The following is a 20,954-nucleotide window of genomic DNA, read 5'->3' as shown; positions in this document are numbered from 1 at the left end:
GGGAAAAGCGGGCCTACCCTGCCGCGGCCTTCTCGAGAACGGCGAGATCCAGGCGCTTCATCGGCATGAAGGCCGCAGAGACCCGGCCGGCGGTCTGCGGATTGGTCATCCAGGCGGCCAGCTTCTCCGGCACGACCTGCCAGGAGACACCGAAGCGGTCCTTCAGCCAGCCGCACCGGCTCTCCTCGCCGCGGCCGGCGATCAGGCCGTCCCAGTAGTGGTCGAGCTCGGCCTGGTCCTTGACGTAGATCTGGAACGAGATCGCCTCGCTGTGCGGGAACTGCGGCCCGCCGTTGAGGCCGGTGAAGGTCTTGCCGTCGAGCTCGAACTCCACGGTCAGCACCTGGCCGGCGCGGTCGCCCGGCAGGCCCTCGGGATAGCGCGAGACCTTAGTGATCTTCGAATTGGGGAACAGCGACACGTACAGCTTGGCGGCGTCTTCCGCTTCGCGGTCGAACCACAGGCACGGGGTGATGTTGGGCATGACGTCCTCCTTCGATCCCCCCTAGGACGTGCGCGCGCCGGCAATCCCGACACCCGCGCCGATTTCGTCACGACACCGGCTTGCCGTCGGCGTCGATCACCTGGATGGGCCCCAGGTCGAGCGAGCGCAGGCCGGCCTCGATCTTGGCCCGGTCGCCCACCACCACCCAGATCAGGTTCTGGTCAGGGATGAGCAGGGAGCCGGCGGCGGTGGCCTGGGCCTGGTCGATCGCCCGGATCTTGTCGGCGTAGGTCGAGAAGTAGTCCTCCGGCAGGTCGTACAGCACCAGGTCGGTCAGGCTTCCCCCGACCGCGCCGGCGGTTTCCCAGCGGCCGGAGAGCCGAAGCGCCAGGTTCTCGCGCGCGGCGGCGATCTCGGCCGGGGTGATCTGCCGGTCCTTCAGGACGTCGCGCAGCTCCTTCTGCATCTCCAGGAGCGACTCGCGGGTCTTATCGGTCTGCACGGGCGCCTGGGCGACGAACTGCCGGGGCCCGCGGCCGCCGCCCACGTAGGACGAGGCGCCGTAGGACCAGTGCTTGTCCTCCCGCAGGTTCAGGTTGAGCCGGCTGACGAACCCGCCGCCCAGCACGTTGTTGAAGGCCTCGATGCCGATCTCGTCGCGTGCGTTGCGCGGTGGGACCACGCCGGCCGCGGCGATGACCGACTGCAGGGCGCCGGGCTGATCCACCAGGTAGAGCGCCGGCCGCGGCGGTCTCGCCGGGCGGGGGATTTCGATGCGCTGCGGCGCGCCCGGCTTCCAGTTGGCGAACGCCGTCTCCAGCTGGGGCCTGAGCTGCGCCATCGTCAGGTCGCCGACCACGATCAGGGTCGATCCGTCGGGGCGGAACCAGTCGCGGTGGAAGCGCACCAGGTCCTCGCGACTGATCGACTGGACGGCGGCCTCAGTCTGGATGCGGCCGTAGGGGTGGCTGGCGCCGTAGAGCAGCGGCGACAGCACCCGGCCGGCGATCGCCTCCGGCTGGCGCTTGGCGCTCTGGATCGCAGCAATCTGGCGGGCCTTTTCCCGCTCGAAGTCGGCCTCGCGGAAGGCGGGATTCTGGATCACGTCGGTGAAGATGGCGAGCGCCGGCCTGAGCGTCGGGGTGAGCGCGCTGAGGCTCACGAACGACAGCTCCCCGCCGCCGCCTGCCCCGATAGAAGCGCCCAGCCGCTCCAGGTCGTCGGCCAGCACCATGCCGTCGCGGGTGGTGGTCCCTTCGTCGAGGACGCGCATGGCCAGCGCCGCGACCCCCGGCTTGGTGGAGGCCCAGTCGGGGCCGTAGCCGGTATTGGTCACCAGCTGCATCTGGATCGTCGGCAGCTCGTGGCGTTCGACCAGCACGACCTTCAGGCCGTTGGAAAGCGTGGCGCGCTCGAACTTCGGGAACCGTGCGGCGGCCGCCGCCCCGGGTGTCGGCATGGTCTTGCGGTCGGCGCCCGCCGCGGTGGCGGCGTAGGTCGGGAACGGCACGACATGCAGCGAATAGGAGCCGTCGGTCAGCCACTGGCGCGCCTTGGCGCGGACGTCAGCCGCGGTGACGGACTTCACCCCCTCGAGCCACGTCTTCCAGGCGTCAGGCGAGCCGAGATAGACTTGGTGCTGGGCCAGCAGGTCGGACTTGCCGCCGAAGCCGCCGACCCGCTCCAGGCCGCGCACCATGTTGGCCGTGATGCGCACCTGCGTCTTGGAGAGCTCGGCCTGCGTCGGGCCGGTGGCGGTCAGCTTGGACATCTCCTGGTCGACGATCCGCTCGATCCGGTCGAGGTCGACGCCGGGCTTGGCGGTGACCACCACGTAGAACTGGCCTGCGATCTCGCTCTGGTCGTTGCTGACCGAAACGTCGGTGGCGAGCTGCTCGTCGTAGACCAGCCGGCGGGTGAGCCGCGAGGTCTTGTCGCCCGCCAGGGTGTCTGCAAAAGCGTCGAGTGCGAAGCCGTCGAGGTGGCCGTATTCCGGCACGTTCCAGACCTTGTACAGCCGGGGCTGGGCGACCCGGTCCTCCATGACCTCCTTCTGGTGGCCGGTGCGCTTGGCGACCCAGGCCTTGGGGTGCGAGACCGGCGGTCCCGGCGGGATGTCGCCGAAGTACTTCTCGACCTTGGCGCGGGCCTCGGCCGGGGTGACGTCGCCCGCCACCACGATCACCGCATTGGACGGGCCGTAGTAGGTGCGGAACCACTCGCGCACGTCGTCGAGTTTGGCCGCGTCCAGGTCCTCCATCGAGCCGATCACCGTGTGGCCGTAGGGATGCTCCTCCGGATAGGTCGCCTTGACGATGCGCTCGTAGGCCTTGCCGTAGGGCTGGTTCTCGCCCTGGCGCTTCTCGTTCTGGACGACGCCGCGCTGCTCATCGAGGCGGGCTTGGCTGATGGCGCCCAGCAGGTGGCCCATCCGGTCGGATTCCAGCCACAGGATCGAGTCCAGCGCCTCCTTCGGCACGTTCTGGAAGTAGTTCGTGCGGTCGATGTTGGTGGTTCCGTTGAGGTCCGTGGCGCCCAGCTTCTGGGTCGCCTTGAAGAAGTCGTCGTTGAAGTTCTCCGAGCCGTTGAACATCAGGTGCTCGAACAGGTGGGCGAAGCCGGAGCGGCCGCGCGGCTCGTTCTTGGAGCCCACGTGGTACCAGATGTTCACCGCCACGATCGGGGCCTTGTGGTCCTCGTGGACGATCAGGGTCAGACCGTTCTTCAGGACGAACTTCTGGTAGGGGACGTCCACCTTGAGGGCCGCGAGCGGCGAGGCCGCCGGCGGCTTGGGCGCCGCCTTCCTCGCCGGCTGGGCGGCGGCAGGCGAAAGGGCGAGCACGGCGGCGCAGGCTGCCAAAACGACGGGTCGGAACACGGAAGATCCCCCTGGGACTTGCACAACTCTTGGCTGAAGCTTGGCCACGGGGGCGGGCAGGCTGCAAGCTCCACTAACAACCTTCGTGAGAAACCCTGCCTTGAAGGCGCCAAGTTCGGGGCGTAAAAAACCCGACTAGAGCAGTCGGACTTTCGGGCCGCCTCCCACGGCCCTAGCTTCACCGCAACCTCGTACATATCTGAATGGTTGGAGGGGCGGATGGTCTTTGCGCGTGGTGGCGCCGTGGCCCGAAAAGTCCGCGACAAAACGAGGGGATAAGACCATGGCCGCAACGTCGCTTGCCGTGATGTCGCCGGAAGGCGGCCTCAGCCGGTACCTTTCTGAAATCCGCAAGTTCCCGATGCTGGCCAAGGACGAGGAGTTCATGCTCGCCAAGGCGTGGCAGGAGCACCAGGACCCCGAAGCCGCCCACCGCCTGGTCACCAGCCACCTGCGCCTGGTGGCCAAGATCGCCATGGGCTACCGCGGCTACGGCCTGCCGATCGGCGAGGTGATCTCCGAGGGCAACGTCGGCCTGATGCAGGCGGTGAAGAAGTTCGATCCTGACAAGGGCTTCCGGCTGGCCACCTACGCCATGTGGTGGATCCGGGCGTCCATCCAGGAATATATCCTGCGCTCGTGGTCGCTCGTGAAGATGGGCACCACCGCGGCGCAGAAGAAGCTGTTCTTCAACCTGCGGAAGGCCAAGTCCGAGATCGCTGCCCTGCAGGAAGGCGACCTGCGCCCGGACCAGGTGAGCCAGATCGCCACCAAGCTGGGCGTGCTGGACGAGGAAGTGATCTCCATGAACCGCCGGCTGTCCGGCGGGGACGCCTCGCTGAACTCGCCGCTGCGCGCGGACAGCGAGAGCGAATGGCAGGACTGGCTGGTGGACGACACCACGCCCTCCCAGGAGACCATGGTCGCCGAGACCCAGGAGAAGTCGATCCGCATGAGCCTCCTCGAAGAGGCGATGACGGAGCTGACCGACCGCGAGCGCCACATCCTCACCGAGCGGCGGCTGAAGGACGAACCGACCACGCTGGAAGAGCTCGCCTCGCAGTACGGCGTCAGCCGCGAGCGCGTGCGCCAGATCGAGGTTCGCGCCTTCGAGAAGCTGCAGAAGGCTATGCGGGCCGCGGCCGAAGAGCGGAACCTGATGGCGGACGCTTAGGCCGGCGTCGAACTGGACGATTATCTAGGGAGGCTTCGGCCTCCCTTTCTTTTTGCCCCTAGACCCGGACGACCCGGCGCTCGTCGTAGTCGGCGGGCATGTAGGCCAGGAGCGGGACGGCCCGGCGCTCGACCTCGACCCGGACCAGCGGCAGGTTCGAGTTGGCGGCCTCGAAGAGGTAGTGGTGGAAGCTGGTGGTGGCGGCGAGCAGCTTCTCGTCGGCCATGGCCTTGGCGGCCTCTTCCAGCTCGAGCGTCTGGGCCTGCAGGGCCCGGATGGCCTGCATGCGGTCGGACTCCACCGCCAGCAGGGCCGACCGCAGGATCTTCAGGGCCTGGGCGACGCGCGCCTCTTCCGGCGTGGCCTGGGTGTCGGTCTGGCGCTTCAGCGGCCCGGAGTAGTCGCCCGAGTTGAACCGGCGGCGGTCTGGACCGACGTAGCCCACGGCCTCGATCCAGTCGCGGCCGTTCAGCGTCACCGCCTCCAGGCGCTTGAGCAGGTCCTTGATGGTGAAGGGCCGGCGCAGGAACTCGTGCACCCCGGCGTCGCGGGCGGCCAGGATCGCGGCCGCCGTCGCCTGGCTGGTCACCAGGATCACCGGCGCCTTGCGGCAGGCGAAGCTGGAGCGGCGCAGGCGGCGAGTGAAATCGACGCCGTCGACCTTCTCGCCCGCCAGCTCCACGAAAATGATGTCCGGCTTCACCTTGTCGGCCTGCTTCAGGCCCTTATCGGTGGTCGGCGCGACCCACACGTCGGGTTTCGACACTGTGCGCATGTGCTCGGCGATCACATTGGCGCTTGTCGGCTGCGGGTCGACGACCAGCACCCGCTTCAGCATGGGCGCCATGTGCGCGATCGTCTTCGCGTCGTCGTTGCGTGAGAAATTGCCGAACACGTTCTGCCCCCGGTCGCGGCAAGCTATGCCGTACCAGGTGTAAAGATCGGCTTGACGCTCCGCGGTTGTGCGGCGCGGTTTCCCCAGAATGGGGACCTGGGCTCAGTCCTGGAACGGATCGCGCATCAGGATCGTGTCGTCCCGCTGCGGGCTGGTGGAGAGCAGCGCCACCTGCGCCCCGATCAGCTCCTCGATGCGGCGGACGTACTTGACGGCGTTGGCGGGCAGGTCCCGGAAGCTGCGGGCGCCGTGGGTGGTTTCCGCCCAACCCTCCATCTCCTCGTAGATCGGCTCGAGGCTGCGCTGCGCCTTCAGGCCGGCCGGCAGGTAGGTGAAGACCTGGTCGCCAAGGCGATAGCCGGTGCAGATCTTCAAGGACGGAAGGCCGTCGAGGATGTCGAGCTTGGTGAGCGCGATGCCGGTGATGCCGTTCAGCGCCACCGACTGGCGCACCAGGGCGGCGTCGAACCAGCCGCAGCGCCGCGAGCGGCCGGTGACCGTGCCGAACTCCTTGCCCACCGTGCCCAGATGCTGGCCGACCTCGTCGAAGAGCTCCGTGGGGAACGGACCCTCGCCGACGCGGGTGGTGTAGGCCTTCACGATGCCGAGGACGAAGCCCGCCCCCCGCGGCCCTAGGCCGGAGCCGGCGGCCGCCTGTCCCGCCACCGTGTTCGACGAGGTCACGTAAGGGTAGGTGCCGTGGTCGACGTCGAGCAGCGCCCCCTGGGCGCCTTCGAATAGCACCCGCTTGCCGGACTTGACGATCTCGTTGACCAGCAGCCAGGCCGGCTTGGCGAACGGCAGGATCCTCGGCGCGAGCGCCTCCAGCTCGGAGAGGAGGGCCTCGCCGTCGTACTCGGGCAGGCCGAGGCCGCGGCGCAGCGGGGTGTGGTGCGCCAGCAGGCGGTCGATCTTGACCTCCAGGGCCTCGCGGTCCGCGAGGTCGCCCACGCGGATGGCGCGGCGGCCGACCTTGTCCTCGTAGGCCGGGCCGATGCCGCGCCCGGTGGTGCCGATCTTGTTCAGGGCGGCGGCCTCGCGCGCCTGGTCCAGGTCGCGGTGCAGCGGCAGGATGAGGCAGGCGTTGTCGGCCAGCACCAGCAGGTCGGGCCCGATCTCGATCCCCTGGCCGCCTATCTTCTCGATCTCGGAGAGCAGGTGCCAGGGGTCGACGACGACGCCGTTGCCGATCACCGACAGCTTGCCCTGCACCACCCCCGACGGGAGCAGGGACAGCTTGTAGACCTGCTCGCCCACCACCAGCGTGTGGCCGGCGTTGTGCCCGCCCTGGAAGCGCACCACCACGTCGGCGCGGTTGGACAGCCAGTCGACGAGCTTGCCCTTGCCCTCGTCGCCCCACTGGGCGCCGATCACCGTCACATTGGCCATTGGATACGATCCCCCGACCTGCCCGGGTGGAGTCCCGCAGCGCCCTTCGACAGGTGCTCGGCGCGGGGACTTTAGATCGATGTCGGCGGCCGTTTAGACCACCGGGGCCTCGCGTTCAACCCAAGCGGCGGCTATCAGGCGACACATGGACATCCCGCGCTTCCACCTGGCTTTCCCCGTGCGCGACCTCGCCGAGGCCCGCGCTTTCTACGGCGGCGTGCTCGGCTGCCCAGAGGGCCGCTCGAGCGAGGAGTGGATCGACTTCGATTTCCACGGCCACCAGATCGTCGCCCACCTGGCGCCGGACGAGATCAGCCACCGCGCGACCAATGCGGTGGACGGAGAGGAGGTGCCGGTCCGCCACTTCGGCGTCATCCTCACTCTGGAGCAGTGGGAGGCCCTGGCGCAGAAGCTGAAGGCTGTCGGGACGCGCTTCGTCATCGAGCCCCAGGTGCGCTTCAAGGGTCAGCCAGGCGAGCAGGCGACGATGTTCTTCCTCGACCCCTCCGGCAACGCCCTCGAGTTCAAGGCTTTCGCCGACGACGCTATGGTGTTCGCCACATGAGCGTGACCTTCGAAGACATCGAGGCCGCGGCGCGCCGGCTCTCCAACAACGCCGTCGAGACGCCGCTGATCGAGAGCCCGGCCCTGAACGAGCAGGTGGGCCTGCGGGTGCTGATCAAGCCCGAGACCTTGCAGCGGGTCGGCGCCTTCAAGTTCCGAGGCGCTTACAACCGCCTGGTCCAGCTCTCCGCGGAGGAGCGCACGCGGGGCGTTGTGGCCTTCTCTTCCGGCAACCATGCGCAGGGCGTCGCGCTCGCCGCCCGGCTGCTGGGCATCCCGGCGGTGATCGTGATGCCCGATGACGCCCCCTCGGTGAAGGTCGAGGCGACCAAGGGCTATGGCGCCGAGGTTCGCTTCTATAACCGCCTGACCGGCAGGACCCGGGAGGCGATCGCCGCCGAGCTCGCGTCTGAGCGCGGCGCGGTGGTCGTGCCCGCTTTCGACGATCCCCACATCATCGCGGGCCAGGGCACCGTGGGCCTCGAGCTGGTGCGCCAGGCAGAAGCCCTCGGCGTCGAGCTCGGCTGCGTGGTGGCGCCGATCAGTGGCGGCGGCCTGATCAGCGGCATCGCGACGGCGGTGAAGGCGCTGTCGCCCGACACCGCCATCGTCGGCGTCGAGCCTGCGGGGTTCGACGACACCCTGCAATCCCTGCAGAAGGGCGAGCGGGTCACCGTGAAGCCATCCGGTCGCTCGCTCTGCGACGCGCTGGAGAGCCCGTTCCCCGGCGAGATCACCTTCCCGATCATGCAGAAGCACGTGGCGGACGTGGCGACCGTCACCGACGCCGAGGTGGCCGAGGCGATGCGCTACGCGTTCGCCACCCTGAAGCTGGTGGTGGAGCCGGGGGGCAGCGTGGGGCTCGCCGCCCTGCTCGCCGGCAAGGTCAACACCTTCGGCGGCTCGAGCGTCGGGCTCGTGCTCTCCGGCGGCAACGTCGATCCGGACCTGTTCGGCCGCGTGGTCCGCGGCGCGATCTAGACGACCGGCTGGTCCTCCGCCGGCAGCTGGCGGTGGATGTCGGCCAACGGCGCGGCCAGCAGCACCATGATGATCACGCCGAGGGCCGAGCCGGCCGCTACGATCGCGGCGACCATGGGCCAGGCATCGGCGAGCGCCGCCATGGGATCGGCGAAGAATCCCTCCATGGCGCCCGACGCCACGGCCGACTTCAGTACGCCCCGCACCGAGAGGGCGAGCGCCAGCTCCACGGCCGCGATCAGGGCGAACAGCGCCAGGTAGACGAGGAAGATCTTCAGCGCGTGGCCCTGGGTGCGGCCCCAGGACTCGAAGACCACGAAGGTGCGACGGGTGAAGGCCATCGGCGTCGCCAGCGACAGCCGGATGGCCAGCCAGCCGAACAGGGCGAGGACCAGAAGCCCCACCAGCACCAGGGCCATGCCCCCGCCGGCGCTGCGTGCGATGAAGGCGACGATCGCCACCGGGATTGCCGCAACCAGGAGGGCCAGGACCATCAGCACGTAGATCACCACCAGGCTGAGCCCGATCCAAAGCTCCTGGACCCCCAGCCGCAGGTACAGGAAGCGGCGGTTCTCCGGCTCCAGCACCGCGCGGTAGACGGCGCCCAGCAGCACCGAGGAGCTGACCAGCGAGGCCAGCATTGAGACCAGCTGCAGCATCGGCATCTTGGCGTTCAGCGCCATCATGTCGGCCATGGTCGGGTCGGACCCATCCTTCGCGCCGCCCATGATCTGCAGCAGGTCCGGCAGGACGGCGGCGTACATGCCCAGTTGCGGCATCACCCCCAGGATGAAGTAGGCCAGCGTCCACGCCAGCACCGCCAGCGGCTCGCGGCCCAGCAGCCGGAAGCCCGAGCCGAACGCCTGCGACCCCGAAATGCCGGCCATGGCGGCCTCCCCCCCCGTTCCTTCCCCAGGGTGAGGATAGGCGCCGAAACGCAAGCTTGAATAGTGGCGCTTGCCCTAGAGGCGATCCTCGGGGGCCATGCGACCGGGGGCGTCGACCGGCGTGACCATGCGCGCCAGCTTCGGCCTGAGCCAGGTCTCGAAGTCGTCGACGAAGCGGTAGACCACCGGCACCAGGACCAGCGACAGCAGGGTCGAGGTGATCAGCCCCCCGATCACCGCCACCGCCATGGGCTGGCGGAACTCCGCGCCCTTTTCGAGAGCGAACGCCGTAGGGAGCATGCCCGCCATCATGGCCAGCGAGGTCATGATGATCGGCCGGGCGCGCTCGCGGCAGGCCTCGATCAGGGCGTCGTGCTGGCTCATGCCCTCGCGCTCACGCTCGATGGCGTACTCGACCAGCAGGATGGAGTTCTTCGCCGCCAGACCCATCAGCATCAGGAAGCCGATCAGCGAGGGGATGGACAGCGACAGGTTGAACATCAGCAGGCCGATGAACGCCCCGCCCACCGCCAGCGGCAGGGCGGCCAGGATGACGATGGGCTTGAAGAAGCTCTGGAAGAGCAGGACCAGCACCGCGTACATCAGGAAGATGGCGGTGGCGAAGGCCACCACGAACCCGCCGAACATCTCGGCCATGGCTTCGGCGTCGCCCACCGCGCCAGGACGGACGCCGGCCGGCAGCTTCTTCATGATCGGCAGGTTCATCACCGCCTTGGTGGCCTCGCCCAGCTCGACGCCGTCGGCCAGCTCGGCCTGGATGGTGATCTGGCGCTCGCGGTTCAGCCGGTCGATGCGGGCGGGGCCCGCCTGGAAGGTGACGTCGGCGACGGCGCCCAGGGTCGTGACTCCGCCGCCCGCAGTGGGCAGGCGCAGCTGCTTGATCTGCTCGAGGTCGGCGCGCGCGGTCTCGGGCAGGCGGATACGGATCGGAATCCGGCGCTCGCCCTCGTTCAGCTTCGGCACGTTGGCTTCGATGTCGCCGACCGTGGCGACGCGGGCCGCCTGGGCTATGGCGGCGACCGAGACGCCAAGGCGTGCGGCCTCGTCCGGCTTGGGACGGATCACCACCTCGGGGCCGACCGGCGGGTTGGCGGGCCTTGGGTCGGCGACCTCCTTCAGCGTCCGCATCTGGCGCTCAAGCTCCAGGCTCGCCTGCTGCAGCGCCTCGGGGTTGTCCCCGGTCAGGACCTGCTGGAAGCCCGCGGCGCCCTGGAAGTCCAGGAAGTTGAGCCGCACGTCGGGGATAGCGGCGATCTGGGCTCGCACACGATCCTTCAGTTCGTTGCCGCTGACGGTGCGGTTCGGCGTCATCAGGATGGTGATGGTGCCGGAGCGCAGGTCGCTGGCGCCCGGGCCGCCGCCGGGCCCGAAGTTCGCCACCGTGGAGCCCACCTGGGTGAAGACGTCGGTGACCTCCGGCTGGGCCGTCATCACCTTCGTGGCCTGCTGGATCGCCCGCTCCATGTCCTCCAGCGTCGCGCCGGGCGGGCCCTGGACGTTGATGTAGACGTAGTCGGGATCCCCGGGCGGCTGGAAGCCCTGCGGCAGGAACTGGATCAGGGCCACCGAGGCCACGAACATCACCAGGCCCGCGAACGCCGCCACGATCCGGTGGGCCAGCGCCCACTCCAGGGCGTTGCGGTAAAAGCCCTCGAACGGCTTGCGCGGGTGCGCCTTGGTGGTGGGCTTGAGGAAGTAGGCCGCCAGCAGCGGCGTCACGAGGCGCGCCACCAGCAGCGAGAACAGCACGGCCACGCAGACCGTGAGCCCGAACTCCTTGAAGAACTGGCCGGGAATGCCCGGCATGAAGCTCACCGGGGCGAACACCACCACAATCGCCGCGGTGGTCGCCACGACGGCCAGGCCGATGGCGTCGGCGCCCTCCAGCGCGGCCTGGAACGGCCGCATGCCGCGGACCACCCGCTTCTCGATATTCTCGATCTCGACGATGGCGTCGTCGACCAGGATGCCGATCACCAGGGTGAGCGCCAGCAGGGTCACCATGTTCAGCGAGAAGCCGGCCAGCTTCATGATGAAGAAGGTCGGAATCAGCGAGATCGGCATCGCGAGGACCGTGATCGCCGTCGCCCGCCAGTCGCGCAGGAACACCAGCACCACCAGGGCGGCGAGCACCATGCCCTCCAGCAGCACATGCTGCGTGGCGCGGAAGTTGGCGCGGGTCTCGTCTACCGAGGCGAAAATCCGCGTGAAGCGGACCTGCGGGTTGGCCTTCTCCATCGCTGCTAGCTTGGCCTTCACCGCGTCGTCGACGGCGACGTCCGAGGACTCCTTGGTCTTGGCGACCTGGAAGCCGACCACCGGGCGGCCGTTGAGGCGGGCGAAGCCGCGCGCCTCCGCCGCGCCGTCGCCGATCTCGGCCACGTCGGTCAGGCGGACGTAGCCGCCGCCGCCGGTCGGGATGGTCATCGCGCGCAGCTGCTCGACGGTCTCGACCGAGCCCAGCACGCGCACGGTCTGCTCGCGGCCGCCTACCTCGATGCGCCCGCCCGGCGCGTCGGTCTGGAAGCCCACCAGGGCGTTGTTCACCTGCGCGGCGGTCAGGCCGCGCGCGGCCAGGCGGACCGGATCGACAACCACGTTGATCTCGCGCGCCGTCCCGCCGACACGGCTGACCTGGGCCACGCCCCGGGCAGTCTGCAGCTCGCGGGAGATGGTGTCGTCGACGTACCAGGAGAGCTCCTCGTCCGACATGGACGGGGCCTCGACCGCATAGGTGATGATCGGGAACGCGCTATCGATCTCGACCTGGGTTACGGTCGGTTCGTCGATGTCGCGCGGCAGGACCTGGCGTGTCTGGCTGATCTTGGCGCGGACCTCGTCGGTCTTCTTCTGCAGGTCCTCCCCCATGTTGAACTGGATCGAGGTGGTGGAGACGCCCTGGCTGACCACCGACTGCACGTTGTCGACGCCGGTGATGCCGGCGATCGCGTCCTCCACCGGACGGGTGATCTGGGTCTCCATCTCGCCAGGCGCGGCGCCCGACTGGGTGACGGTGACCGCCACGACGGGAAACTGGATGTTCGGGAACGCTTTGACTGCCAGGCCCGAGTAGGCAATCAGCCCGGCGATCACCAGGCCGAGGAACAGCAGGGCGACCGGGACCGGGTTGCGGATCGCCCAGGCGGAGATCGGGAAGCGCTGCGGAGGGACGTGCTCGCTCATCGGGCAGCCTTCGCAGGGGCAGCCTTCGCGGCCGGTGCGGCGCCGGCGGCGAGGGTAGGCTTCACGAGGTCGCCGTCCAGCAGGAAGGCCGCCGCGTTCTGCACCACCAGCGAGCCGACGGGCGGGCCGCGCACGATCTGCACGAAGCCGCCGCCCCGCTGTCCGGTCTGCACAGGCGCACGGCGCACGCGGTTATCGGGTCCGATCACCATCAAGCTGGCGCCCGCCGCGTCGTAGCGAAGTGCGGTCTCCGGCACAGCCAGGCCCATGCCGCCGGCGTCCTGGAACACGGCGCGGGCGAACCCGCCCGCGCGGATGTCCTCGCGCACCGGCAACAGCAGGCGAACCTCGCCCAGTTTGCTCTGCGGATCGATCTGCGGGCTAACCAGGCGCACCACGCCCTCGGCCACGCCGCCGGACGGCAGGGTGACGGTCGCGTGCTGGCCCGGCCGGATGCGGGCTAGGTCGTCTTCCGACAGCTGGGCGGCGAGCTCGATCTGCCCTTCGCGGGCGATGCGGAACCAGGGCGTGGCGCCGCCGGCGGACAGGTCGCCCGGCCGCACCGTGCGCTCCAGCACCAGGCCGGACACCGGGGCCACTACGGCCATCTTGCGCATGCGGGCCTGGACGTCGCGCAGGTTGGCGCGCGCCACCTGGGCCTGGAAGCGGCGCGCGGCGATCTGTTCCTGGGAGAGCACGCCCTCGTTGTCGAGGCCAGCGACGCGGCGCGCCTGGTCCTCGGCCTGGGCGGCCTGGGCGCGGGCCTGCTCCAGCTGGGCCTGTAGCAAGGTGGAATCCAGCTGCACGAGGGTCTGCCCGCGGCGCACCCAGGCGCCCTCGTCGACGAGCACACGCGCGACGCGGAAGCCGGCGACCTCCGGGGCTACGGCAGCTTCCTCGCGGGGCATGAGATTGCCGGACGCGGAGATGGACCCGGTGATCGGCCGGGCCTCGAGACGCACGACGGTGACCGCGCGGGCGCCCTGCGCGGCCTCGCGCTTCGGCGGCGGCTCCCCATGGCAGGCGGAAAGCGCCAGCGCACCGATGGCGACGAGGATGGGTAGGATCGTTGCTCTCATATGCCTCAGCGCGCCTGTGCGAAGGTCTGGGTGTTGGCGCCCGGCCAGCCGCCGCCGATGGCGCGGTAGGCCTGCACGGCGCGGCGGAGCGCCTGCACCTGGGCGGCGGTGAGCTGGGCGCGGGTGGCGCGCCAGGACTGCTCGGCGGTGAGCGTGCTTTCCAGGTCGATCAGGCCGCGCTGGTAGCCGGTGCGGGCAGCGCGGTAGCCGCGCTCGGCGCGGCGCTCGCCCTCGGTCAGCAGGGCGACGCGGCGGCGGTCGGCGTCCAGGCGCACGAGCGCCCCCTCGGCCTCGCCGAATGCGGTCTGCACGGTCTTCTCGTAATTTAGCACGGCCTGTTCGGTGCGCGCGTTCTGGACCTTCAGGTCGGCCAAGAGGCGCGGGATCGACAGGATCGGCTGGGTGAGCGTGCCGCCGATCGTCCAGGAGCGGCTCTCGCTCTCGAAGCCAGGCTGACTCTGCTTGGACCAGCCGACGCCCGGGGTGAGCGTGAGCGTCGGGAAGAAGGCGAGGCCGGCGATGTCCTGCCGGCCGGCGGCCGCGCGCACGCGCTGTTCGGCCTCGCGGACGTCGGGGCGGCGGGCAAGGAGCTCGCTGGGCAGGGTGGCGGGAACGGCCGGCGGCGCGCCGACGACCGGCGGCGCGTCGATGTTGGCGGTAGGCTCCACCATCCGGCCGGTGAGGATCAGCAACGCGCGCTTCTGGGCCTGCAGCTCGGCCTCGAGAAGGGCGGCCTGGGCCTCGGCCTGGGCCAGGTCTCCGGCGATGCGGTCGGCGTCGGACGTGGCGGCGACGCCTACCTCGGCGCGCCGCGTAGCCACCCGGTACAGGTCGCGACGGATGCGGACGGTTTCGCGGGCGTCGGCGAGTTGGATGGCGAGGCCACGGGCCTGGAACCAGCTGTCGGCCACCTGGGCGGCGATAGCAGCGCGGGCGCCTTCGTAGGCGTAGCGGGTGGCGGCCACGTCGGCGTTGCCGGCCCGGGCGGCGGCGAACACCCGGCCGAACAGGTCGACCTCCCAGGCGACGTTGAAGTTGGCGGCGTAGGACTCCGAGGTCCCGCTGGTGGAGAAGCCCGGGATGTCGATGCGTGTGCCGGAGAGCTGGGTCGTCTCTGTGCGCGAGCCGCGCGCATTGAGGTCGCCCTGCGGCAGGAATTGCATGAGCACGCTGGTGCGCTGGGCGCGCACCTCCTCCAGCCTGGCGGCGGCTGTGCGCACGTCGGTGTTGGCCGCAAGCGCCTGCTCGACAAGCGTGGTCAGCTGGGGGTCGTTGAACGCCGTCCACCACTGGTCGAGCGCGACCTGGGCCTGGCTCTGCGGCGCCTCGAATGCCGCGGGCATGCCGACGTCGGCCTTGCGCGGGTTGGCGCAGGCGGTCAGCGCCACCGTGGCGATGACGGCGAGTGTCCGGTAAGCGCGCATGGCTCCGTCAGGAATTCCGGTTTGTGACTGGTTCGGGACGGCCGCGGCCCGCGACGCCCCCACGGCGGCGCTTCCAACATAGGAATGCGTCCCCCGGATTACAGGGCCGATACAACGTAAAATCGTCGCGGCCTAGCCGATCGACCCCCGGACGAATAGGTTCGCGCCAGTTTCCGCCCCTTCTTCGAGCAGTGTGATGAAAAAGCTTCTCCCCGGCGCCGCCGTGGCCTGCATCCTGGCCTCGCCGAGCCTTGCCGCCGACGCCGCTATCGACGTCGGCCGGATCGCCCGCGACATCCAGGTGCTGTCGTCCGACGAATTCGAGGGGCGCGGCCCCGCCACGGCCGGCGAGAAGAAAACCGTCGCCTACCTGATCGAGCAGATGAAGAACGCCGGCCTGGAGCCAGGCGGCGACCTGAAGGGCGGGACCCGGGCCTGGACCCAGGACGTGCCGCTGTCGCGCTCGGTCACCAAGGGCGCGGTGACCGCCACGGTGCGCGCCGGCGGGGAGACCCAGACCTGGACCCAGGGCGAGCAGATCGCCATCCGCGCTTCGCAGGTCTCCGGAAACCGGCTGACCATCAAGGACGCGCCGGTGGTGTTCGTGGGCTACGGGGTGACGGCGCCCGAACGCAACTGGGACGACTTCAAGGGCTACGACCTGAAGGGCAAGGTCGCCCTGGTGCTGGTCAACGACCCGGACTTCGAGACCGGCCAGGGCGATTTCGGCGGCAAGGCGATGACCTACTACGGCCGCTGGACCTACAAGTTCGAGGAGGCCGCGCGGCAGGGCGCCGTGGGCTTCCTGGTGATCCACGAGACGGCGCCGGCGTCCTACGGCTGGGCGACGGTTAAGAACTCCAACACCAACGAGATTTTCGACGTCATCCGCAAGAACCCGCGCGAGGCGCACGCGCCGCTGGAGGGCTGGATCCAGCGCGACAACGCCGTCGACCTGTTCCGCAAGGCCGGGCTCGACTTCGAGGCGGCCAAGAAGCAGGCCCAGACCCGCGCCTTCAGGCCGCTGGAGCTGAAGGGGGTCACCTTCTCCACCGACCACGCCATCGACGCCCAGACGGTGGTCTCGAAGAACGTGGTCGGCATGGTCCGCGGCAAGAGCCGGCCGAACGAGCGGGTGTTCTACACCGGGCACTGGGACCACGAAGGCATCAGCCTGCCCGACGCCAAGGGAGACCGCATCTACAACGGCGCCGTCGACAACGCTTCCGGCACCGCCGCCTTGCTGGAGCTGGGCCGCGCCTTCGTGAAGAGCCCGCGGCCTGAGCGCAGCGTGGTGTTCCTGGCCGTCACCGCCGAGGAGAAGGGGCTGCTGGGATCGGAGTACTACGCGTCCAACCCGCTCTATCCGCTGGCCACGACGGTGGGCGTGCTCAACATGGACGGCATGAACGTGGTGGGCCCGACCAAGGACGTCAGCATGTCCGGCGACGCGCCGCTGACCCTGCGCGACGACCTGATCGCGGCGGCCAAAACCAAGGGTCTCTACTTCAGCCCGGACACCCGTCCTGAGGCCGGCAGCTTCTACCGCTCGGACCACTTCCCGTTCGCCAAGAAGGGGGTGCCGGCCATCTCGTTCGGCGCGGGCGACGACCTGGTGAAGGGGGGCAAGACGGCGGGCGAGGCCGCCGCGGCGGCCTACATCCGCGACCGCTACCACCAGGCGGCGGACGAGTACGATCCCAACTGGGACTTCACCGGCTTCAAGCAGGAGGTGGAGCTGTTCTACGACCTCGGCTGGAAGCTCGCCAATTCGCGGACGTGGCCGGAGTGGAAGCCAGGCGCCGAGTTCAAAGCCGAGCGCGACAAGACAAGGGCGCAAAGGAAGTAGCCATGGCGGCGGCGGGGCGCATCCGGTGCGGCATCGGGGGCTGGACCTTCGAGCCCTGGCGCGGGGTCTTCTATCCCAAGGGTCTCAAGCACGCCGACGAGCTGGCGTTCGCGTCGCGCCGCCTGACCGCCATCGAGATCAACGGCACCTACTATTCCAGCTTCAAGCCGGACAGCTGGGCCAAGTGGCGGGCGGCGACACCGGAGGGGTTCAAGTTCTCCGTGAAGGCGTCGCGGTTCTGTACGAACCGCAAGGTGCTGTCGGACGGCAAGCCGTCGATGGACATCTTCCTGGCCCAGGGCCTGACCGAGCTCGGCGACCGGCTCGGGCCGCTGCTGTGGCAGTTCGCGCCGACCAAGAAGTTCGACTACGACGAGTTCGGGGGCTTCCTGGACCTGCTGCCCGGCAAGCTCGAGGGGCTGCCGCTGCGCCACGTGGTGGAGGTCAGGAACGCCAGCTTCGCCGACGCCAAGTTCGTGAAGCTGTGCCGCGACCATAACGTGGCGATCTGCAACTCCGAGAACGAGAAATACCCGTTCATCCCCGACGTCACCGCCGACTTCGTCTACCTGCGCCTGCTGTCGGCCGACGACAGCATCCCGACCGGCTATCCGGCCGAGGTGCTCGACGCGTGGGCCGGGCGCTTCAAAGACTATGCGGCCGGCAGGGTGCCGACCGACTTCACGCCGCTGGACCGCACGGGCCTGCCGGAAGAGCCGCGGGACGTCTACGCCTTCGTCATCCACGAGGGGAAGGTCCGCGCGCCGGCCGCGGCCATGGAGTTCATCAAACGCGTCGAGCCGAACTTCCAGCCCCCCGCTTAACGGCTCAGCGGTAGGGGTGCGGGTCCGCCAGGAAATCGATCAACCGGCCCTCGTGCTCGATCAGCAACTGGCGGGCGACGATCTCTTCGCGCTGCATCTCTACAACGATGTCCCGGGCCCGCCACTGGGTGGGGATGATCACCACGTCGACGGGGGCGTCCTTGAGCGCGTCCCGGTAGCGGATCAGCTGACCTGTTCCCGGCACGCAGGTGCCCACTTTCCCGGCGTCGGAGTCCACCACCAGGGGGAAGCGCGCCGCGTCGACCCCGAACTGGTGCATAAAGGCCGCGCCCTTGCCAGTGCCGCCCCAGATGGCGACGCGCTTGCCGCTCGCTGCGAGGTCGTCGAGCTGGGCCGCTATGGCGGCGCGGCTCTCCTCGCTTGCAACCAGGAAGGCCTGCGCGTCGCGGGCGCGGTCAAGCCAGGCGGCGGGGACGCCCAGCCGCACCAGGGCGTAGATCACCTCCCCGTCGTAGCCGTGCGCCAGCTCGAAGACGTCGCCGCCCCGCTCCATCAGCGCGCGAAAGCTGTCGGTGGTGAAGTGGGAGACGTGCTCGAAATAGAAGTCGGCGAGACGACCCGTGTTGAACACCCTGTCGATGCAGGGGCTCTCGACGAACAGCCACACTGGCTTTTCCAACTGCGCGGCGCCCCAGGCCAGTTGCTCCACCAGGGTGGCGGGGTCGGTGAGGTGCTCCAGCACGTGGCGGATCACCACCGCGTCCGGCGCGAAGGCGGCCACGTCGACCAGCGGCTCGAACATGCGGGCGTGGAACTCCACCCCGTGGCCGGTTTCGGCATGGCTCGACGGATCGAATCCCAGGATGCGGCCGTGCCCGCCGCAGGCATGGGCCAGCGCGCGAAGGAAGTGGCCCTCACCGCAGCCGATCTCGACGAGCACCGGATCGGACGGCATGCGGCGAACGAGGACCTGCGAGCTCTCGGCCAGGTGGCCCTGCCAGATGGCCCCGGTGTTGAACATCCGGTTCGGATTGTCCCGGTAGGGGACCGCCTGGTAGCTGAAGGTGCGGTTCCAGACGTGGGTGCAGCGCGGGCACTGCACGAAGTCGTGTGGCAGGCGCGGCATGGCCGCCGCCGCCTCGGGCGTCTCGGGCCAGCCCAGGGTCGCCAGCGGCTGCAGCCCGCCATCGAAGAACGGGGCGGCCATGGCGTGGTCGCACACCGGACAGGAGGCGGCGACCAGCGGCGGATTGGTGGCGTGCCGGTTCACGGCGCGTCCGTCGCAGGCTTCCAGCCCTTCGGCAAGGTCTCGCCTCGGCCGGCCGCGGCGACCGCGGCCTCGAGGAAGCGTTCGAATGCGCGGACCGCAGCCTGGTCGCGGTACAGGTCGCGGGCGGCGCCGGCGCTCAGGTCCTGCGCCATCCGCGCGCGTCGGTCGGGATCGGCGGCCAGAGCCAGGGCGAGCCCTGCATAGTCCTCCGGGCGTCCGGCGATCGGCGGGTTGGCGATCCCCATCTGGTGATAGGCGGCGGCGACGATGCGGCCGCGGGCGAAAGCGCTCGGCCAAGTGACAATCGGCCGGCCCAAGCCCATCGCCTCGTAGAGCGTATTGCCGCTGCCGAAGTGCGGCGGATCGAGCAGCACGTCCATCTCGGCCACGATGGCCAGGAACTTCGCCAGCGGCGCGCGTGGTAGGAACAGCACCCGCTCGTTGAGTCCCGGATGCGCCGCCCAGCGGGCCTGCAGCATCTCGCGCCAGCGGGGATACCGGCCCTCCACGAACACGATGCGACCGGCTGGATCGCCCGCGGCGATCGCCGCCAGCATGGCGTCGAAGTCCGGGTGCAGCTTGAATAGGCTCTGCAGGCAGCCGTAGAGGGCGCCCGTATCGGGTAGGCCCAACGCGCGGCGGCCCTGGCGTGTCACCCGCGGCAGGCCATCGTAGAAGCACGGCAGGCGCGGCAGGCGCACGAGTCGCTCGGTGTAGTGCGCCTCCGCGCCCTCGGCCTCGATGGCGTCCGCGGAGACGAAATAGTCGAGGGTGTGCAGGCCCGTCGTGTCGGGGTGGCCCCAACCTACCGCCTGCACGGGGGCAAGACGCGCGTGGGCCAGGAGCCAGCTGGCGATCGACATGCCGATATCGGGATAGAAGAGAACGTCGAGGCGCGCCTGGGCGAGTGCATGACGCTGGCCCGCGGTGTCGGCGGGCAGGTCGATGGACCGGTCGGCCAATGCGCCGATGACCGCCCGCGCGCCACCGCCGTTGTCGCCGGGCAGGTGGGCGACCAGGACCTCGAAGCGGCTCCGGTCAAGTTCCCGGATGAGGCCCTTATAGAGCAGTCCGATGGTGTGGTTGCGCAGGAAGGCCGAGCAGATCCCCACGCGGATGCGGCCTGCCGGAGGGCTCCAGGCGGCGAGGTGCGGGGCGACGGTCCTGAGGTCCGGCGCCTTGGCGGCGAAAAGGCCGGCCAAGGCCTCCATGATCGGCCGGTCGTCGCGGCCGTGGTAGGCCAGGTGAAACCAGGAGGCGGAAAAGGCCCGTTCCGCCTCGCCGAGTTGGCCGGGCTGGGCGGCGGCCGCCTCGATGGCGCCCGCGTAGCGAGCGCGGGCGGCGTCGATCTCCGCATTCGAGGCGGGGATCAGCGGCAGGGTCAGGCGCCCATGAAGGAAGGTCCCCCACGTAGGCTGGAGGGCTAGAGCGCGATCGAAGAGCATGCGGGCGCGCTCATCGTCACCTTCCGCGTCCATTGCCTCGGCCAGGCCCAGCAGGGCTGTCACGTCGTCGGCGTTGCGCTCCAGGGCGTTGCGGAAGGCCTCGGCGGCCCGCAGCGTCTGGCGCGCGGCGAGGCGGAGCGAACCCAGGAGGCTCCACAGCGGATAGTCGGGCCGCTGCGCCAGCGCCGCCTCGCAAGCGGCCATGGCCTCTTCATTTCGGCCCAGCCGCGCCGCGGCCTGTGCGAGCACCAGCTTGGCGGGCGCGCCGGCGAGGTCCGCCACGACGCGGGCGGCCGAGTCCGCGTCACCGGCAGCTAGCAGCGTGGCGGCCAGGACAAGGGCGGTCTCGGCATCGTTCGGCGCGACGCGGTGGGCGGCCCAGGCGGCGTCCACCGCATCGGCGACCTTGCGCGCCCGCTGCAGCAGACGCGCTCGGGTGCGCAGTGCGGCGGCCGAACCGGGGGCGAGCACCTCGATCCTCGCGGCAATCTCCTCGGCGTCGCCAGTCCGGCCTTGTAGCATGGCGAGGTGGGCCAGTAGCGCGAGCGCGTCGGGATCGGTACGCCCGGCTAGCCGGGGCTCCGCCTCCGCGGCGCGGCCGGCGTCGCGCAGGGCTAGCGCTTCGGCCAGCGCGTCCGAGATTCCTTCGGTCATCCCTGCGTGTCCTTAGGTCGCCCCTCCTCGG

The 20,954-nt window shown here is 69.8% G+C and carries 15 protein-coding genes; 5 read left to right on the top strand and 10 right to left on the bottom strand.

Annotation, left to right across the window (positions count from 1 at the left end; translation table 11 throughout):
- Positions 1–13: 13 nt before the first annotated feature.
- Together VIL76_RS16470 and VIL76_RS16465 are read right to left on the bottom strand one after the other, a co-directional pair.
- A complete protein-coding gene (locus VIL76_RS16470) occupies positions 14–484 on the bottom strand; it encodes a VOC family protein (protein WP_332046119.1) in 471 nt (156 codons plus the stop codon).
- Between the two features lie 67 nt (positions 485–551).
- The gene (locus VIL76_RS16465) at positions 552–3,323 is read right to left on the bottom strand and encodes a pitrilysin family protein (RefSeq protein ID WP_332046118.1); all 2,772 of its coding nucleotides are present in this window, start codon (positions 3,321–3,323) and stop codon (positions 552–554) included.
- A 283-nt stretch (positions 3,324–3,606) separates the two neighbouring features.
- Here VIL76_RS16465 and rpoH point away from each other — a divergent pair, with 283 nt between their 5' ends.
- On the top strand, positions 3,607–4,497 hold the full coding sequence (gene rpoH / locus VIL76_RS16460) for an RNA polymerase sigma factor RpoH (protein ID WP_332046117.1): 891 nt from the start codon (positions 3,607–3,609) through the stop codon (positions 4,495–4,497).
- A 58-nt stretch (positions 4,498–4,555) separates the two neighbouring features.
- On the opposite strand, the gene VIL76_RS16455 is transcribed toward rpoH, so the two are convergent.
- Both VIL76_RS16455 and VIL76_RS16450 read right to left on the bottom strand, forming a co-directional pair.
- Entirely contained in the window at positions 4,556–5,392 is an 837-nt protein-coding gene (locus VIL76_RS16455) for a response regulator (protein WP_332046116.1), read from the bottom strand.
- A gap of 102 nt (positions 5,393–5,494) precedes the next feature.
- A complete protein-coding gene (locus VIL76_RS16450) occupies positions 5,495–6,781 on the bottom strand; it encodes an adenylosuccinate synthase (RefSeq protein WP_332046115.1) in 1,287 nt (428 codons plus the stop codon).
- A 145-nt stretch (positions 6,782–6,926) separates the two neighbouring features.
- On the opposite strand from VIL76_RS16450, the gene VIL76_RS16445 reads away from it, so the two are divergent.
- Entirely contained in the window at positions 6,927–7,346 is a 420-nt protein-coding gene (locus VIL76_RS16445; RefSeq protein WP_332046114.1) for a VOC family protein, read from the top strand.
- Complete coding sequence (locus tag VIL76_RS16440) at positions 7,343–8,326, top strand: threonine/serine dehydratase (protein ID WP_332046113.1); 984 nt, start codon at positions 7,343–7,345, stop codon at positions 8,324–8,326. The genes VIL76_RS16445 and VIL76_RS16440 overlap by 4 nt, the downstream gene beginning before the upstream one ends.
- On the opposite strand, the gene VIL76_RS16435 is transcribed toward VIL76_RS16440, so the two are convergent.
- The 4 genes from VIL76_RS16435 to VIL76_RS16420 form a co-directional block, all read right to left on the bottom strand.
- Positions 8,323–9,213: a hypothetical protein gene (locus VIL76_RS16435; RefSeq protein WP_332046112.1), complete on the bottom strand. Its 891-nt coding sequence runs from the start codon at positions 9,211–9,213 to the stop codon at positions 8,323–8,325. The genes VIL76_RS16440 and VIL76_RS16435 overlap by 4 nt on opposite strands.
- Before the next feature lie 75 nt (positions 9,214–9,288).
- On the bottom strand, positions 9,289–12,417 hold the full coding sequence (locus VIL76_RS16430) for an efflux RND transporter permease subunit (protein WP_332046111.1): 3,129 nt from the start codon (positions 12,415–12,417) through the stop codon (positions 9,289–9,291).
- On the bottom strand, positions 12,414–13,496 hold the full coding sequence (locus VIL76_RS16425; RefSeq protein ID WP_332046110.1) for an efflux RND transporter periplasmic adaptor subunit: 1,083 nt from the start codon (positions 13,494–13,496) through the stop codon (positions 12,414–12,416). The genes VIL76_RS16430 and VIL76_RS16425 overlap by 4 nt, the downstream gene beginning before the upstream one ends.
- Positions 13,497–13,501: 5 nt before the next feature.
- Positions 13,502–14,920, bottom strand: coding sequence for a TolC family protein (locus VIL76_RS16420; protein WP_332046109.1), 1,419 nt, complete (start codon positions 14,918–14,920; stop codon positions 13,502–13,504).
- A 196-nt stretch (positions 14,921–15,116) separates the two neighbouring features.
- Between VIL76_RS16420 and VIL76_RS16415 the strand changes: the two genes are divergently transcribed.
- Together VIL76_RS16415 and VIL76_RS16410 are read left to right on the top strand one after the other, a co-directional pair.
- Positions 15,117–16,769, top strand: coding sequence for a M28 family metallopeptidase (locus tag VIL76_RS16415; RefSeq protein WP_332046108.1), 1,653 nt, complete (start codon positions 15,117–15,119; stop codon positions 16,767–16,769).
- 2 nt (positions 16,770–16,771) lie between these two features.
- Positions 16,772–17,593, top strand: coding sequence for a DUF72 domain-containing protein (locus VIL76_RS16410; RefSeq protein WP_332046107.1), 822 nt, complete (start codon positions 16,772–16,774; stop codon positions 17,591–17,593).
- 4 nt (positions 17,594–17,597) lie between these two features.
- Here the strand turns inward: VIL76_RS16410 and VIL76_RS16405 are convergent, their stop codons facing one another.
- Both VIL76_RS16405 and VIL76_RS16400 read right to left on the bottom strand, forming a co-directional pair.
- Positions 17,598–18,824 (bottom strand): class I SAM-dependent methyltransferase, encoded by a 1,227-nt coding sequence (locus VIL76_RS16405; protein ID WP_332046106.1) that lies wholly within the window; start codon positions 18,822–18,824, stop codon positions 17,598–17,600.
- A complete protein-coding gene (locus VIL76_RS16400) occupies positions 18,821–20,923 on the bottom strand; it encodes a tetratricopeptide repeat protein (RefSeq protein ID WP_332046105.1) in 2,103 nt (700 codons plus the stop codon). The genes VIL76_RS16405 and VIL76_RS16400 overlap by 4 nt, the downstream gene beginning before the upstream one ends.
- Between the last annotated feature and the right edge of the window lie 31 nt (positions 20,924–20,954).

Source organism: Phenylobacterium sp. (assembly GCF_036563285.1).
In the GTDB taxonomy this organism is placed as follows: domain Bacteria; phylum Pseudomonadota; class Alphaproteobacteria; order Caulobacterales; family Caulobacteraceae; genus Phenylobacterium.
Note: the sequence above shows the minus strand (reverse complement) of the source record. Positions and strands in the feature narration are given on the sequence as shown.